The organism is Paucihalobacter ruber, from assembly GCF_006494535.1.
Lineage (GTDB): Bacteria > Bacteroidota > Bacteroidia > Flavobacteriales > Flavobacteriaceae > Paucihalobacter > Paucihalobacter ruber.
Genome location: NZ_VHIQ01000002.1, coordinates 306,570 through 322,237, shown reverse-complemented (window position 1 = coordinate 322,237; position 15,668 = coordinate 306,570). Strand labels below are relative to the sequence as shown.

Genomic DNA, 15,668 nt, shown 5'->3' with positions numbered 1-15,668 from the left:
ATTACCGAAATAGTAGAGCCTTCTGTGTCCACATAAGACGTTCTAATACAACAAAAATAAACTTCAGCTTAAACACAAATAGTGCTTTAAAGCGCATTTTAAAGCACTTATTATCTAGTGATACGCACCAAATTTACCGAAGTATGTTTTCCTACAGTGCGCTCATAACTAAGCGTGTAAAACCCATTAATAATATCTGTAACATAAAAATTGATTTGATTTTTTTCTACCTTGGAAAAAATTTCATCTTGACTAAAAGTGAGCTAAGAAAAGAAAAAGTCAAAGTAAAAATGAATAAGTTTTTCATTGTAACAAGGTTTTTTTGAAATTCATTACCTTACAAACACATAAAATGCTTAATTTTTATCTATTCTGAATACTAACCCACCGCTAAAACCGCCAAGTATAACAGTAGATCCGGTACTAATACTTGCACCACCTGGACCTACATATACGCCAGCCCAGTTTACAGGAAAGAATAAATCACCTTGTAATTTAAAACCAACTACTTCAGAAACCATTATATTAACACCGGCTTTAAAGTTAAACGCAAATTTGGTAGTACTACTTAAACCATTTGATAGGATTTCTAAATTTTCATTTTTGGGAGAAACCACCACAAGTCCCAATCCAGCTCCTGCGAAGGGTTTAACTTTACCTTCTTTAAAATAGCGCGTTGCCCCTATGAGAAACCAATCTATATTTAGATCAGCGAGTCTACTTTCAAAAGGCGCGAACACAAAATCTTTAATCCTTAGCTCTGAACTCATGTTAATGTATGTGAACTCTGCCATCAAACCTGAATAAGTTTCCACTCCGAGAGTAATTCCAAATTGACCGCTATCTTGAATTTTTAAATAATTTGGGCCATAGCCTAATTTAGCGCCAAATTGATATCCGTATGTGGGGGTAAGTTCAATTACCTGGCTATTTGCATTAAAGAATAAGATAGACATTAAAAAAATTAGTGAAAGTTTTTTCATATTAGTAAGATTTATTAATTTTCATGCTAATCTATGAGCATAGCCCAGCCCCGAATAGAGTAACCTTAATCGTAAAGGTTTTCTAAGGGAATAATATCATTGGCTAGCTCCATTTTGGAGATCCAGCGCATATAATATTCGAAGTCCAGCAAAAACCCTTTTTATTTTAAATTGGATTTTATAAATAAAGTGTATAACCTGCATTGATTGTTGTTTGACTGCGTGTAAATTCTTGTCTTAAAAAAACTTGCACTTTACTGGTAACCGTGGGCATATATGACATTTTAAACTCAGTAGTAAAACTATCCCCACCTCGGCTTAAATCGTTGATGGCATATATAGGAGTAACCTGCAGAAAGGTTTTTTTACTGAACGAATAGTTGGCAATGGTCTGGAAGGTCATACCGTGTTTATCATACCTCAATTCCTCGGGGACTAAGTTGCTTCCCGGTTTGCTTATATGTTGATAAGATATAATTGGAAATACTTGCGTCCTTTCGCTTAAAAACCAACCCCACACCAGCCCCGGGGAAATTACCAGACTGCTGGTGCCGATACCTTTTTCGAAACTTCCAGTTGGCAACACTACATCCACTGTAGGAGCTATGGCGGCTATTTTAGGAAACGTTTTACTGTAATCCTTTTTAATAACACCAAAATACCGCAGCCTGATATCACCCAAACCTCCTGCATCGCGGTTTAGGTTGTACAAAATGGGGACTTCAAATAATACCAGATTATTAGGGTTGAAGGAATATTGTCCATTGATACGGGTACCTATTAATTCATCTGATTTGCCAAAACTGTATTCAGCTGCCACATTTACCTGTGTATAAAAATTGGTGGGCTTTGATGGATCAATTTCTTCAGATTCTTGTGCTTGAATACCGCAAATCGACAAAAAAAAGATGATTACACTACCTATTTTGTAAAGATTCATTTTGTTTAAGATTAAAATTATTTAATGGGGTCTTTTTTATAAGATTTTACGTTTTTGTATTGTATAAAGTGTATGTATTGTAAGGTAAATGTTTGAACATCGGCAGAGTTTGACGGCGCAAAAATTGTTCGATTATAACCTACATAACAGGTGCCTCCCGGCCACGCCGGGAACGAAGCCTGTAAGACATACCTGAGCGAATTTTGCGCCTGTATGGTAGGAGTAGTATCCCATTCCTGTCTGCCACCAATTCCATAAATCAATCCTCCACCTATCCATGTTCTATTGGCAATGCCATGGGTGTAGTGCCCTTCAAAACCCAATAATGGTTTTTGACTTAGGATTTGACCGGGCTGTTGACCGAAAAAGTTATTGTTCTTGCCAAAGAACCTTATGCTGGTATAGAGGTCAATCCAGTTTTTTCCGGACTTTAGCGGCACTCCATAATTCAATAATATTTTAGCGGTAAATCGATTGCTGCCGAGGTTAGTTTGTTTACCTGGGTCATATTCACCCAAGGGTAAACTCCAAGTAGTATGAATACCAAAATAATCTTCTGCAGGAGTTTCTTTGAATACTTCAGGTAACATTGATGCCGCTCCAAAAATATTCATGTCAAAAATAATCGAGGGATCAGCCATACCCGAAGCGGAGTTGAACACCTGCCTGGCGGCGATATTATAACTCAAAATATTACCCATAGGCAAGTTGAGACCAAGCCCAACCGTTCTGTCCAAAATACGCAGTACATGCGTATAATTAAAGTTTATATTGTTGATTCGGGATTGAAAAAGATCGTTAGATATGGCTTCATCCCATGAGGTATTGCTGCCGGTATTAGAATAAGTAGCCGCCAATGCTCCTGAGCCTCTCGGAGCATTGATGTAAATGCGACCAAACTGTGCATTTACAACCAATGATAATAGTAAGAAGCCTCCATTTATTATTTTATTCATTTCTTATATGGCTACCAGACAATTTTAATCTTGGAAATATCTAATACAAAAAGGTTAAATACATCATCGGCGCTAAGTGCGCCGATGATGAATATAAGTGCAGTGTAGTAACCCTCCCTCTACCTCTACAATTAATTTTTATTCATTGGTTTCCATGGACCTTTAGGATCTTCAGGTAAACTGCGAGAGATTGGTGGGCCCATTGATGGGTCGGAGCCGTCTTCAAATGGCTCTGTGAGCATAATCATTTCGGTGAAACCAGTGGCCACAATCGGTCCATCCGGAGCACCCTCCCGTAACTGGATAACGCCTTCAATGTATGCGCCTGCGAGTGCATACCCTTCCTGCTCCGGAAAAGTTGGCTCGTAGTAATAGGTACCATGCGGAGTTTCGATCCGCCCATACCATGGGTACTCCTTGCCAGACTTGGGCGATTTCCACATTTTCGATGGAATAACCTTGATATTCTCTCCAAAGGCATAAGACCTTTTATGGGTATCACCATCCATAAACAGGTAACGGTTCACTTCATAATTTGGATCCATGAAACCTGCCTCTTTGTAATATTGCCTGAATGTCATCATATCGCCGTTGTTGAAACGGAACCATGCCCAGAAATATCGGTATTGATAAGTATTGCGGAAATTCCCCCATTGGTGTTCGAACCAGCCATTTGCTTCAAATTGAATGGTGCGGCCACCTAATTCAACATTGCCCTTCACGGCCATCTGTGGTGCAGTGTAATAGTAAGTTAGTCCGTACATTGACTCGGGATTTTGTCGATCCTGCGGATCTACTCCAATGCTTTCCAAACCCCAATAAGCCATAGGAACATAACCGGGCGCAGCCAAGGTTGCCGTCATATCCAGTTTAAATGGTTGATTCCATTTGTCATTTTTGGTGTTGTAACCGGAAAATCTCCATGTTTCAGTCGGGTAATCATATTCAGTGGTGAACCCGTTCTTGCTATCGTCGATAGAATATTTGAACGAAAAATCTTTTGCATCAGCCGCTGAACCTTCTGTAGTTAGCGGTCCCGTAATATAGCATAACGAGCTACTAAACTCACCGGTATCAAGATTATGATAGGCGAATAGAACGTTGTGCAACGGACGACCCTCATCTGCCATCCAGCCCTGGGCAAGAGGTACCCAAAAAATGGATATCCGGTCGCCCGATTTAACATCCTTGCCTAATGCGGTAATATAATGCCACTCGTTGTAGTCGTTGCTTTGATAAAAGGCGCCACCATGCCAGGCATGGTCACGCGGTAAGTCGTAAATTGCCTGTCCTGTTACAGTCTCAATACCAGGACCTGTAACTTGTGAATGTCCAGACTGGAACATGCTGATAAAGAAAAATAAGACCAAGGCTAGACGAGACGTTTGAGAAAAGAGATTCAAATTGGTCTGTTTAGATTGTTTTGAATCCTGTTTTGTTAGGCTTGAAAAAAATGACCTATTGCTGATTAAAAAAGCGTTAAAACTCTTTAATCCAATTCTTTTTTTGTAACTACTAATTTGATTCATTGATAATGAGATTTTAAAAAATTACACGTAAAGCCAAACGGCCAATAAAAATTCAGGTGAGACAGAAATTTACCTAACTTCATATCTGGAGCAAATATATTTGTTAGGTGCAATTCAAACTAAAAGCAGATGGCTCTAATTTGATCTGATTTATAAAGTAGGACAACATTGTTTGAAGAAAAGACCAAGATTAAAGGGTTCTTGGTCAGAGTTGAGATGCTTTATTCAAGAATTCAGAAGGTGTCATACCGGTTTGTTTCTTAAAAACTTCTAGAAAAGTAGATCTAGATTTGAAGCCTGCTTCTATGCCAATACCTTCTATTGAGAGATTCGTCCATGCCTTACTGTTAATGTTTTTCTCTATGTAGTTGATTCTGTATTCATTGATCAGGCTACTGAAGTTCTGCTTAAAAGTGGTATTAATCACGGCTGACAGATGATGCCGCGGAATGCCCGTATCCTCTACCATATTTTGCATTCTAAAATCACAATTTAAATAAGGCTTTTTTGATTCTAGGTATTCCTCGATATTGTGTTGGTAATCCTTAATTTGATTTATTGACAGAGAAAGGCTAGGTTTATTGGCTACTTTAGAAAAAATATCCTCAGCTAAATTCTCCGATTCCGAAAAATCAGATAAACCGTAAAGGATTTGTGGCTGGAAAAACAGAAAGCCTAAAATGATGAGAAGGGCTATTCCTATTAATACCGTAAGGAAATGTTGGACAGTATTATTTTCATCATTTATGAGTAATCCAATAAATAGTAAAGTATAAGAAACGGTTAGAATCAATGTAAACCACATTAACCAATTAACGACTTTTGCTTCATAAGAATCCAAGGGGGTATATTTGCGTTTATACTTACCGATAATGTAGAATTGAGACAGAAAATAAACCAATCCAATCCCAGTTTTGAGAAAGGCATGTACATTAGTGGGGAGTAAACCTTCGTACATAGCAAGTGAATAATCAGGGTCTATAAAGATACTCTGAAGAATACCTATTTTTATTTCAGCAGATTGAAAGAAGAACGGTGCCATTTCTAAAAAATGTAAAAGTGCTGGCAAAAAATGAATTATGTCTATTAATTTGAACTTTTCTTCTTCCTCTAATATGGCTCTGACATAAAGAAAAGCTGCTGGCGCAATTAGATAAATAACGGGACTTGCCGTACGAAAGAAGTGAGGAACTTCAATAATTAGCCCACTCCATATTAAACCACTAACAAACATTAAATATGTAAAGCTAAAGATGCATAATGAAAGGAGAAAGTTGTAATAAGGGCGCTTACTATTGGCAAGAATGAGAATTAGTAAAATAACCACCCCAAGTAAAAATCCCGAGAAACAAATAAATGAGGCAATGTCAGCACTAATCAAAATAATAAACGAATTTAAAAGTCTTAAAAGTGATTTTTACTACAAGTGTACGTCCCTGATATAGGTTCACCACTTAAAGTCAATTTATATGAAAGCAAATGTAAAATTAATTAGTAAACAAAGTAAGTATTCAGAAGAATTTAAAAGTCTATTGTTAATGATTTTGAAAGTGGTAAAGTTAGTCTACTCGAATTAGAGTGATTACATAAAATTAAAGGTCAGGTTATTTATAGATGGATTTATAAATATTCTTGTTCAAACGAACGAGGTCAACGTATAGTAGAGATGAAAGACAGTACCACACAAAAACTAAAAGCCCTTGAGCAAAAGATTAAGGAGTTAGAGCGTACTGTGGGTCAAAAACAGATACAGATTGATTATTTAGAAAAGATGATTGATATCGCTAAGGATGAGCTAGATATCGACATTAAAAAAAACTCCAACACCCAACAATCGAGTGGTTCAGCAAGAACCAAAAGAAAATAAATTTCTCCACCAATCACTTATATCAAACCATAGGCATTAGTAAGCAGGCTGTTTATCAGTATGCCAGACGCCAAGCAATCTTTAACAAAAAGATTGAAAATTTGATTATAGAAGCTAATCATCTAAGAGAGGAGCATCCCGGTTGTGGGGTTGAGAAAATGTACTATACATTGCGTCCCGATTTTATAGGTAGAGAGACTACTTTGTAGAGACTTTTATGGAATTAGGGTGTCGTTTAAAGCGCAAGAAGAACTTTAGAAGGACTACCTACTCATCAGATATATATTATCCTAACCTGATTAAGGGCATGAAGTTAAATGCACCCTCAGTAATCTGGCAGTCTGATATTACTTACATACGTGTTGGTGAGAAGTTTTATTATGCAGTATTTATAATAGATGTTTATACCAAAAAAATAGTAGGTTATCAGGTGTCAGATCATATGAGAGCAATAGCCAATGTAAAAGTGCTTCGAATGGCTTTAAAAAGTAAAAAAGCTCCTGAGATCCATCACTTAGACAGAGGAAGCCAGTATATTTACAATGAGTACATTAATCTTTTAAAGGACAAAAGTTTTAAAATGAGTATGGCCAAAACAGCCCAGGACAATGCTTATGCTGAGCGTATAAATAGAACCATAAAGAACGATTATATTGAACATTGGAAGCCTAAAAGCTTTGAGCAGTTAAAGCAAATGGTAAAAAAGGCACTTAATCAATATAATACAGTAAGATCATATAATAATATAGGAAAGATAAGTCCAATGCAATTTGAAAATAGATTTTGGATGAAAAGTGCTTTTCATCCAAAATCTATTACTATTTTTAATAATGAAATTAATGTTTAAAAACGGTCAACTCTATTCAGGGAAGTTCAAAACTGGAAAAACAAAATAAGTAAATGGAAGTTGTTTTTTAATAAAAACATTTAAAATGACATCTGTTTTAAGATTATAAAAACTAATATTTTTATTCAGTACAAATTTATTCTTCTTTAATTTCTACAATTTCATACATGTCCTTACCATCAATGCTAATAGGTTGGTAATAGGTTTCTCCGAACTGCACATAAGTTTGATCTCCAATCTTAACCTCTTCTCCCCCTTCTGGTAAACCGGGCACTATGGTACCAGCTGAAGCTGGCACTACAATATAGCCTTCGGCATTTTTTTCATAAAAAGCACCACCATAGTAATAATTTTTGGTCTCATTAACTATTACAGTTTCGGCTTCTTTTGGTATTGAGGGAACTTGGGCGCCAGTTGGCGCTTGAACTGACACAAAACCGTCCTCTGTTTTTAAATAATACGTCCCGTTTTCATAATGATATTCTTCTTTAGTTTCATTCGAGTCATTATTTTCACTTACTATTGCTACAATTATGGCTGTCGTAGCCAATGATGTTATAAAATGTCCCCATGGACGATAATAAGACCCCCAGTAATAAGGCCTGTAAGGGTGGTAATAGTAAGGCCTATGACAATAATAACCGCGGCCTCCGTAACGGTATGGTGGCCTAGAGTAAGGTCTAGTGCTCGTTCTTACTCTTGTGTTTCTAATGTTGGTATACCTACGATTATCAACATTAATATTAATATTATTGTTTCCTAAGCGGTTGCTATTACCTGCCCGGTTATTACTAACACGATTTGTGTTATTTTGTCGTGTTTTAGTCTTGTTCTGGACTCTATTCGTATTATTATTATTATTATACTTAATTTTAGAAGTCTCACGTGTCTTTATGTTGTTAGAAATAGGTCGGTTATTAGGGGCCGTTTTGTTTCTTGCTATATTAGGGGTTGTTGATGCTCTATTTGCGGGTGTTTTAGGCCGTGTTGTAGGTCTATTTGTAGCTGTTGTGGGTTTTGAAAAATTCCGGTTTGGCATAGCTTTATGACCTCCATTTATTGTTCTTCCTGGTGTTGCGCGAGAGGCACTAGGTCTAGACATTGTGCGACCTCCGCCTCTTGACGCGCCGTGACTTATTCTTTGCGCTAATACTTCTGTAGGAAGAATTAAGGCTAAAAAAACAAATAAAATACCTAGTTTATACTTTATATCGATTATATATTTTGTCATGATATATTATAGCTTTATGGTTAAGACTAAGACTTTTTTAGAATGCTTATTAATTTTGACCCTGGTGGTGGTAAAAAATTGAATGCAGAATCTGGAATAACAGGATTTAATGACCAATTACTAAATGTAGATTCGTATTGAAGATTTGATTTGGATGTATTAATGATTACAAAATGTTTTGGAAGTAAATAGGTCTTATCTGAAATCCATAATTGCACGTTTAAATCTTTGTTGATTGCCATTATATGGTAACATTCTTCTCCGTCTATACTTTTCTTACCTAAAAACTTAATACTCGTAAATTGTTCTATCAGATCGTCTGTAAACGACGGGTAGAAGAAATCTGCAGCAGGGAATTGAAAGTCATAATCAAGATGCATTTGATCAATCATTTCTAAAGTTGATTCTGGAGCTTCAAGGGTAATATGATTATTTTCATCATAGTTGTAATAAGACAAATAAAAACCATCATAATAAAAACTGCTTTTACCTCTCGTTCCTTCAGTACGAATTTGTAGCTTATTAGCCCCAGAGAGCAAGATTTTATTAGTAGAATAGTGTTTGATAATATTTTTTTGCGCATCTAATTTATCTATGGAATTACTTAAATTGAAGCTTACAGCTTCTAAATCTCCAATAACATCTGCCATTTTATCTAGTATAAATAGCGCCGTTGAATCGATGTCTTTAATGTCTTGCGAAAACCCCAAAAAAGAAGTAAATACAAATGAAAGTGTTAAGAAGGTTTTTTTCATGCTTTTAAAATCACTATTTAAAGTTAAAATTAGGCTTTATAATTTTTACGGATACTTTACCTTTAAATTAAGCTCTGGCTCTTAGTTGATGTTGCTTGATAACGGCTTTATCAAATAGTCATAACATGTAATACAGAAAAATTTGCTTAAAATGCTTACAGGCTAATAAGGGTTAATGTGCGGCCGATATTTGCCATTACAATATCTTGTTCAAATGTATGAGTTATATGCAATCTAAATTAAAAGCAGAAGGTTCTAATTTGATCAGATTTATAAAGTAGGACCACATTATTAAATGAAAAGTCTAAAATTGGACAATTCTTGGTCAGAGTTGAGACGTTTTATTCAAGAATTCGGAAGGTGCCATAGCCATAGCAATTTGTTTCTTAAAAAAGACCTTAATTATTTAATGCGGATAAAGACAAGTTTTGGATGTCTGTTTAAGGGTTTAAAAAGCAGCAAAGAAAATCACTGAAGATAGCAATCTGTCCTAAGAACAAGGTAAAACTTGAAAATAAGGTATACTAGATGGAGCTAAAGCTATAATTTATTTATGAGAGGGAACAATGTGCCGGCCTTATTTAATTAGTGCCAATTATATTTTATTTTGTATAGTTATGTTTATTTTTTACAAATAATATAGAAATATCAGAGGTTTAATTGGAATTAATATTTCTGTGTTTTTTAGAAATCTTTAACAAAACACGTTAAATGTTTAATAAAAAGTTATAAATAGTTAAACAAAACAGGTAAATTTGAGATGTTTAATTTAAAACCAGAAGCAATGAAATTAGCTATTAATTTACCAAAACCCCAAGTTTATTATTTAAAATTACCTGCGCTTCTTTTATTTGTGTTAACGCTAATTACTTCATGTAATACAGAAGACACATACCTTGATGAAAATGCTGATTTACAGCGCACAATTGTAGAAGTTTTAGACAGTTATGGCTCAGAATCAGAAGGTTCAGATAATGAATCTACTCAATCTAGAATGAACAGACCAACATTTAGAACCTTAAATGTTGCACTTGCTCGAACCGGTTTAGCGGGTACAGTTTCTTCAAACCGTCTTACTGTTTTTGCGCCAACCGATGCTGCTTTTGAAAAATATGGATTGAATCAAAGAAATATTGTTTCTACCTTAGGAGTAGAAACCTTAAGGTCTATTTTATTGTACCATGCTGTCGCCGGTACGGTTTTTAGTGGAGATTTACCAAGCAATGGATTTGTGGCTACTTTAAACGGTGCCAGCGTTGAAGTAAATGTTGGTTCTAGTGTAACTATAAATGATGCTACGGTAGTTATTGCCGATATAGAAGCTCGAAATGGGGTAATACACGCTATTGATGATGTCTTATTTCCACCTACACAAAATTTAGTTGAATTAGCAAGTAGTTTTGATCCGGAATTTTCTGTTTTATTGGCAGCAGCCATCAAAGCAGAGTTAGCTGCTACTTTGGCAAATGACGGACCTTTTACTGTTTTTGCTCCAACAAATCAAGCATTTATGAACCTTTTAGGGGTAAATACAGTTCAGGAAGCTATTGATGCTGTAAACGGACTTGCCCCTGAAGATTTAGCACCAATCTTATTATATCACGTTGTGCCCGGTCGTGTGTTTTCAACCGATTTGTCAAGTGGCCCGGTTGAAACGCTTAACGGAAGTTTCGATTTGGATCTTGAAACGTTAACTATAGACGGTAATGCAATGTTAGTACCAAGTTTGTTAAATGTTCAAGCAACAAATGGTGTGATTCATGTAATTAACAGCGTATTAATACCATAATTGATTTCTTAAAAAAGTTAATTTAAAATTTATAAAGCAGGATTGTTATTTATTTAGCAATCCTGTTTTTTTATGCAATCCAGCTTTTTATCAAAAATAGAGGGAACTGTTAGACTAGAATTAATTACGTAGTTTAACAACGAGTAAAATAATGCGTTAAGCCCTCAAACAAAATCACACAATTTTATATAAGAGGCCCTTTATAAGTTGAAATAGACATTAATTGCCAGATTTTTTTTATGTTATATTGCATTAACAAAAGCCATTAAATAAAAAAGAAATTTAACTATTAAGTTAATAAATAACATAAACCTTATTTCTGCTCGTTTAAGTGTAAAAACATCTAATAATGAAAAAACAACTTCTCTTATTCATCGCGTTTTATATGTCTATTTTTCTTGTTACTTCCTGTAGCACTAATGACGATACCGCGGATGAAAACCCAAATCAAATACTGGAGGCAGAAACGCTGCTTAATGTATCATACGGCACTAATTCTAAACAGGTCTATGATCTATACCTTCCGCAAGGACGTACACAAGAAAACACTAAAGTTATTATCCTCGTTCATGGTGGTGGATGGACCTCAGGAGATAAAAGCGACATGAGTCAATTTGTAAATCTCCTAAGAGAAAACCATTCGGATTATGCCATTGCCAACATCAATTATGTGCTGGCTGGGTTTGGCGTTCCGGCCTTTCCAAATCAATTTTTAGATTTAGGCCGGGTTATTAGTCAATTAACCGCGCAGCAAAACGAGTTACAGATTCAACCACAATTTGGACTCATAGGCACCAGCGCAGGTGCGCATATTTCGCTTATGTATGATTATGTGTACGATACGAGTAATCAGGTAAAGTTTGTTGCAAACATTGTTGGTCCAACTGATTTTACCGATCCATTTTATGCCGACGACCCTAACTTTCCACTGGCATTACAATTCTTGGTCGATGCAAGTGCTTATCCTCAAAATGCCAATTTAGCAGAGACCGTGAGTCCGGCACTTCAAGTCTCGGCATTGAGTTCTCCTACAATTCTGTTTTACGGAGATCAAGACCCAATTGTGCCACTAAGTAACGGCCAAACCTTAGCTGCTTCATTAAACACACAAGGCACCGCAAACGAATTTACGGTCTACCAAGGAGGTCACGGCGATGACTGGAGCCAAGCAGATTATCTGGATTTACAACTTAAATTAGAAGATTTTATCCAAATACATTTACCATTAGAAATAAATTAATAGCAGTGTAACATTTTAATCACCACTTGTCTAAATCTATGTCAAAACATTGGTTTTTAGCGATTTTTAAGTTTGTATATTTGAGCTTAACTTAGATTTTTTACAACTCTGCCACTTTGATTTAAGGTGTTTTATGATAATTTGCGCTTCTCATCGTTATTAACCATTAATTAAACTATATAATGCTTTAACATTTCCTTAAAAAGTATATATTTGCGCCTAACTAGCTATTTTCAAACAATTTATTTAAGTAATCCCTCACGAGTTTGAATATGCAATGCGTCTTAACGATAAAAATGACATTTTAAGGACAAAACAATTAAAATTAATTTTTTAAGTATGTCTTTTTTAATACATTTACGTGCCCAAGTACGATGAGATTACTAAAAATAAAAAAAACCTTTATGTTGTTGCTGTGTTTTACGCAGTCTCTTACCGCATTTTCGCAAGCCATGCCACCTCCGCCTGTACCACCACCACCACCCGGTTTACCTATTGATGATTATTTACCGTTTATGATATTACTGGCTTTGGCAATAGGGGTGTTTTATTTTTTGAAAATTAAAAACGCCGCAAAATCTTCTAATAATTAATAACTTAATTATTAAATGATGTTTTCATTTTAGCCCCGATTGCAGCGACATCCTTTTGTGAGGCACGAGCAAAAGACCTGCCTACCGGCAAGGCAGGTTTAGCAGAAAGCGGGAAGCAGCTTCTACTAATAATTTGAAAGGATATCGAGAACTAGTATAATTGCTGCAATTTTTGAATATACTTACCAATCATATCAAACTCTAAATTAACTACCGTACCTTCTTTAAAAGTCTTAAAATTGGTATGCTCATAAGTGTACGGAATAATAGCAACACTAAAATTATTCACACCAGAATCAACAACAGTGAGGCTCACACCATTAACGGTTATTGAACCTTTTTCGATGGTGATGTTTCTTGGAGTTTTATCATAGGTAAAAGTGTATTTCCAACTGCCATTTAAGTCTTCAGCTTTGGTGCAAATCGCCGTTTGGTCAACATGACCCTGAACAATATGACCATCTAAACGCTGACCTAATATCATCGCTCTTTCTAAATTTATAAGGTCACCAATTTGCAATAAACCCAAATTACTTTTATCTAAAGTCTCCTTGATGGCTGTCACAGTATAGGTGTCTTCCGTAGTTTTTACCACAGTAAGGCAAACACCATTATGAGCCAAACTTTGGTCTATTTTTAACTGAGGCGCTAAATCGCTTTTAACCGTGATGTGTAAATTATTGCTGTCCACTTCAAGGTTAGATACCATACCAATTTGTTCGATAATTCCTGTAAACATTATTTTTAGATTTTTCTTTTTCTTAATAATAAATTACATCAAGCTGCTTTCTTGTTAGAATTGACTTTCAATGAAAAAATTCACGTAATTTTGTTATTGCAAAAATACGCACTACAAATAGCATTTTAATGAGAAAGGAACATAAAATACGCGTTGGCATTTCAATAGGCGACTTAAACGGAATTGGACCTGAAATAGTTATTAAAGCTCTTGAAGATAAAAGAATGCTCGACTTTTTCACGCCTGTTATTTTTGCTTCGATTAAAACCATGTCTTTTTTTAAAAATCACATGAATAGTGATATTAGTTTTCACGGTATAGACAAGTTTAATCAACTAATAGATAGTAGAATAAACGTTTTAAATGTTTGGAAAGAGCCCGTAGAAATAAATTTTGGAGAAGAGAATAAAACCATTGGCACATATGCCGTAAAATCTCTTGAAGGTGCTGTTGAAGCATTAAAAAGTAACGACATAGATGTTCTGGTAACTGCCCCAATAAATAAGCAAAACATACAATCAGATACATTTAACTTTCCAGGTCACACCAACTATATTGCAAAACAACTTAATGGTAAAAGCCTGATGTTTATGGTAACCGACCATTTAAAAGTAGGCCTACTTACAGATCATGTACCGGTTGAGGTGGTAGGAAAATCAATCACTCCGGACTTAATTAAAGAAAAAATTGATTTGATGTATCAATCGCTTATCATGGATTTTCAGATTAGAAGACCCAAAATAGCAGTATTAGGAATTAATCCGCATGCAGGCGATGGTGGTGTTATTGGCAATGAAGACGACGATGTTTTAAAGCCAACATTGTCTCAACTTAGAGACGACGGTAAGCTGGTATATGGCCCTTATGCAGCCGACACTTTTTTCGGCACCGGAAATTATAGAAATTTTGACGCCGTTTTGGCAGCTTATCACGACCAAGGCTTGGTGCCTTTTAAAACCATTTCGTTTGGCGAGGGTGTAAATTACACCGCCGGTCTTAGTAAAATTAGAACCTCTCCAGACCATGGAACAGGTTACGATATTGCCGGTAAAAATATGGCAGATGCCAGTTCATTTAAGCAAGCAATTTTTACTGCTCTTAAAATTTACAACAATCGAAATTCGTATCAAAAACTAACGCAAAACCCATTAAAATTATCTCAAAAGTCGTCTCAAAAGTCTTTTGATGCTTAATTTTTATTACGATGAATAAACAAGATTGTAAAATATTTAAATATTAGATTAAAATTAAGGAATAATTTAGCTTCAAATTATGTCAATAATTAATTAATAATCAATATTATATTTATCTTAAAGCTCAATAATAAATAAATATTAACTTATTAGCGGCATTTTTATGCTACACTACTTATAAATTTTATATATTTGCAGGCTCAAAATGAGTGTGCAAATGAAGGCTTTAAAAGATTATAACATACAATTTGTAGGTTTAAAACTTGGAAAGCATCAGTTTGAGTACAACATAACAAAAGCGTTCTTTGATTGTTTTGAATACGACGAGTTTAACGAAGTAAATGTTAAAACCAATCTAACATTTGACAAGAAAACAACTTTAATGGAGTTGAATTTTCAAATAGAAGGTTGGGTTAATGTTAATTGCGATTTAACCAATGAACCCTATAACCAGGAGGTTCAAGGAAGTTTTGATCTGGTTGTGAAATTTGGTCAGGAATACAACGATGAAAATGATGCGATTTTGATTATTCCTCATGCTGAATATGAAATGAACGTTGCGCAATACATTTACGAGTTAATTATCTTATCTGTGCCATTAAAAAGAATCCATCCGGGAGTCAAAGATGGTACCTTAAAAAGTGAGGCACTCGAAAAACTCGAAGAACTAAGTCCAAAACAACAAGACGAAAAAAATAATACCGATGAGGTTGACCCTCGTTGGGATAAATTAAAAAAATTAATAACGGATAAATAACATATAAAATGGCACATCCAAAGAGAAAAACCTCTAAAACCAGAAGAGACAAAAGAAGAACCCATTATAAAGCTTCTATGCCTCAAATCGCTACCTGCCCAACAACGGGAGAGCCTCACTTATTCCACAGAGCTCACTGGCACGAAGGTAAGCTTTACTACAGAGGTCAAGTATTGATTGACAATTCTGAAAAAGAAGAAAACGCAGCATAAGTATTATGCACGCATACAATAAGACGCTCGATATCGA

At 35.3% G+C, this 15,668-nt stretch carries 16 protein-coding genes; 8 read left to right on the top strand and 8 right to left on the bottom strand.

The genetic code is table 11. The features are described 5' to 3' along the window. Positions 1-356: 356 nt before the first annotated feature. The 5 genes from FJ651_RS04950 to FJ651_RS04930 form a co-directional block, all read right to left on the bottom strand. Entirely contained in the window at positions 357-983 is a 627-nt protein-coding gene (locus FJ651_RS04950; protein ID WP_140989307.1) for a hypothetical protein, read from the bottom strand. Positions 984-1,161: 178 nt separating this feature from the next. Continuing rightward, positions 1,162-1,923 (bottom strand): hypothetical protein, encoded by a 762-nt coding sequence (locus tag FJ651_RS04945; protein ID WP_140989306.1) that lies wholly within the window; start codon positions 1,921-1,923, stop codon positions 1,162-1,164. A 17-nt stretch (positions 1,924-1,940) separates the two neighbouring features. Continuing rightward, a complete protein-coding gene (locus tag FJ651_RS04940; protein WP_140989304.1) occupies positions 1,941-2,879 on the bottom strand; it encodes a transporter in 939 nt (312 codons plus the stop codon). Between the two features lie 131 nt (positions 2,880-3,010). Beyond that, a complete protein-coding gene (locus FJ651_RS04935) occupies positions 3,011-4,408 on the bottom strand; it encodes a lipocalin family protein (protein WP_140989303.1) in 1,398 nt (465 codons plus the stop codon). Between the two features lie 205 nt (positions 4,409-4,613). Continuing rightward, positions 4,614-5,789: a helix-turn-helix domain-containing protein gene (locus FJ651_RS04930; protein WP_140989302.1), complete on the bottom strand. Its 1,176-nt coding sequence runs from the start codon at positions 5,787-5,789 to the stop codon at positions 4,614-4,616. A gap of 285 nt (positions 5,790-6,074) precedes the next feature. Between FJ651_RS04930 and FJ651_RS15810 the strand changes: the two genes are divergently transcribed. Both FJ651_RS15810 and FJ651_RS04920 read left to right on the top strand, forming a co-directional pair. Further along, a complete protein-coding gene (locus tag FJ651_RS15810) occupies positions 6,075-6,275 on the top strand; it encodes a hypothetical protein (protein ID WP_246085304.1) in 201 nt (66 codons plus the stop codon). 307 nt (positions 6,276-6,582) lie between these two features. Then, positions 6,583-7,122 carry a DDE-type integrase/transposase/recombinase gene (locus FJ651_RS04920; RefSeq protein WP_216746083.1) on the top strand — a complete coding sequence of 180 codons (540 nt, stop codon included), beginning with the start codon at positions 6,583-6,585 and terminating at the stop codon, positions 7,120-7,122. 136 nt (positions 7,123-7,258) lie between these two features. Here the strand turns inward: FJ651_RS04920 and FJ651_RS04915 are convergent, their stop codons facing one another. After that, a complete protein-coding gene (locus FJ651_RS04915; protein WP_140989300.1) occupies positions 7,259-8,353 on the bottom strand; it encodes a DUF6515 family protein in 1,095 nt (364 codons plus the stop codon). A 26-nt stretch (positions 8,354-8,379) separates the two neighbouring features. Further along, a complete protein-coding gene (locus tag FJ651_RS04910) occupies positions 8,380-9,108 on the bottom strand; it encodes a DUF2092 domain-containing protein (RefSeq protein WP_140989299.1) in 729 nt (242 codons plus the stop codon). A 784-nt stretch (positions 9,109-9,892) separates the two neighbouring features. On the opposite strand from FJ651_RS04910, the gene FJ651_RS04905 reads away from it, so the two are divergent. The 3 genes from FJ651_RS04905 to FJ651_RS04895 all read left to right on the top strand — a co-directional run bounded on the left by FJ651_RS04905 (position 9,893) and on the right by FJ651_RS04895 (position 12,730). Next, on the top strand, positions 9,893-10,897 hold the full coding sequence (locus tag FJ651_RS04905) for a fasciclin domain-containing protein (RefSeq protein WP_216746082.1): 1,005 nt from the start codon (positions 9,893-9,895) through the stop codon (positions 10,895-10,897). Between the two features lie 349 nt (positions 10,898-11,246). Further along, positions 11,247-12,137, top strand: coding sequence for an alpha/beta hydrolase (locus FJ651_RS04900; protein WP_140989297.1), 891 nt, complete (start codon positions 11,247-11,249; stop codon positions 12,135-12,137). Between the two features lie 374 nt (positions 12,138-12,511). Next, on the top strand, positions 12,512-12,730 hold the full coding sequence (locus FJ651_RS04895; RefSeq protein WP_140989296.1) for a hypothetical protein: 219 nt from the start codon (positions 12,512-12,514) through the stop codon (positions 12,728-12,730). Positions 12,731-12,881: 151 nt separating this feature from the next. Here FJ651_RS04895 and FJ651_RS04890 read toward each other — a convergent pair whose 3' ends face one another. Beyond that, entirely contained in the window at positions 12,882-13,469 is a 588-nt protein-coding gene (locus FJ651_RS04890) for a riboflavin synthase (RefSeq protein WP_140989295.1), read from the bottom strand. A 128-nt stretch (positions 13,470-13,597) separates the two neighbouring features. Here FJ651_RS04890 and pdxA point away from each other — a divergent pair, with 128 nt between their 5' ends. From pdxA to rpmF, 3 genes are all read left to right on the top strand, one after another. After that, positions 13,598-14,662, top strand: coding sequence for a 4-hydroxythreonine-4-phosphate dehydrogenase PdxA (pdxA, locus tag FJ651_RS04885; protein ID WP_140989294.1), 1,065 nt, complete (start codon positions 13,598-13,600; stop codon positions 14,660-14,662). 217 nt (positions 14,663-14,879) lie between these two features. Further along, positions 14,880-15,419, top strand: coding sequence for a YceD family protein (locus FJ651_RS04880; protein ID WP_140989293.1), 540 nt, complete (start codon positions 14,880-14,882; stop codon positions 15,417-15,419). An 8-nt stretch (positions 15,420-15,427) separates the two neighbouring features. After that, positions 15,428-15,631 (top strand): 50S ribosomal protein L32, encoded by a 204-nt coding sequence (gene rpmF / locus FJ651_RS04875; protein WP_140989292.1) that lies wholly within the window; start codon positions 15,428-15,430, stop codon positions 15,629-15,631. The last annotated feature ends 37 nt before the right edge of the window (positions 15,632-15,668 follow it).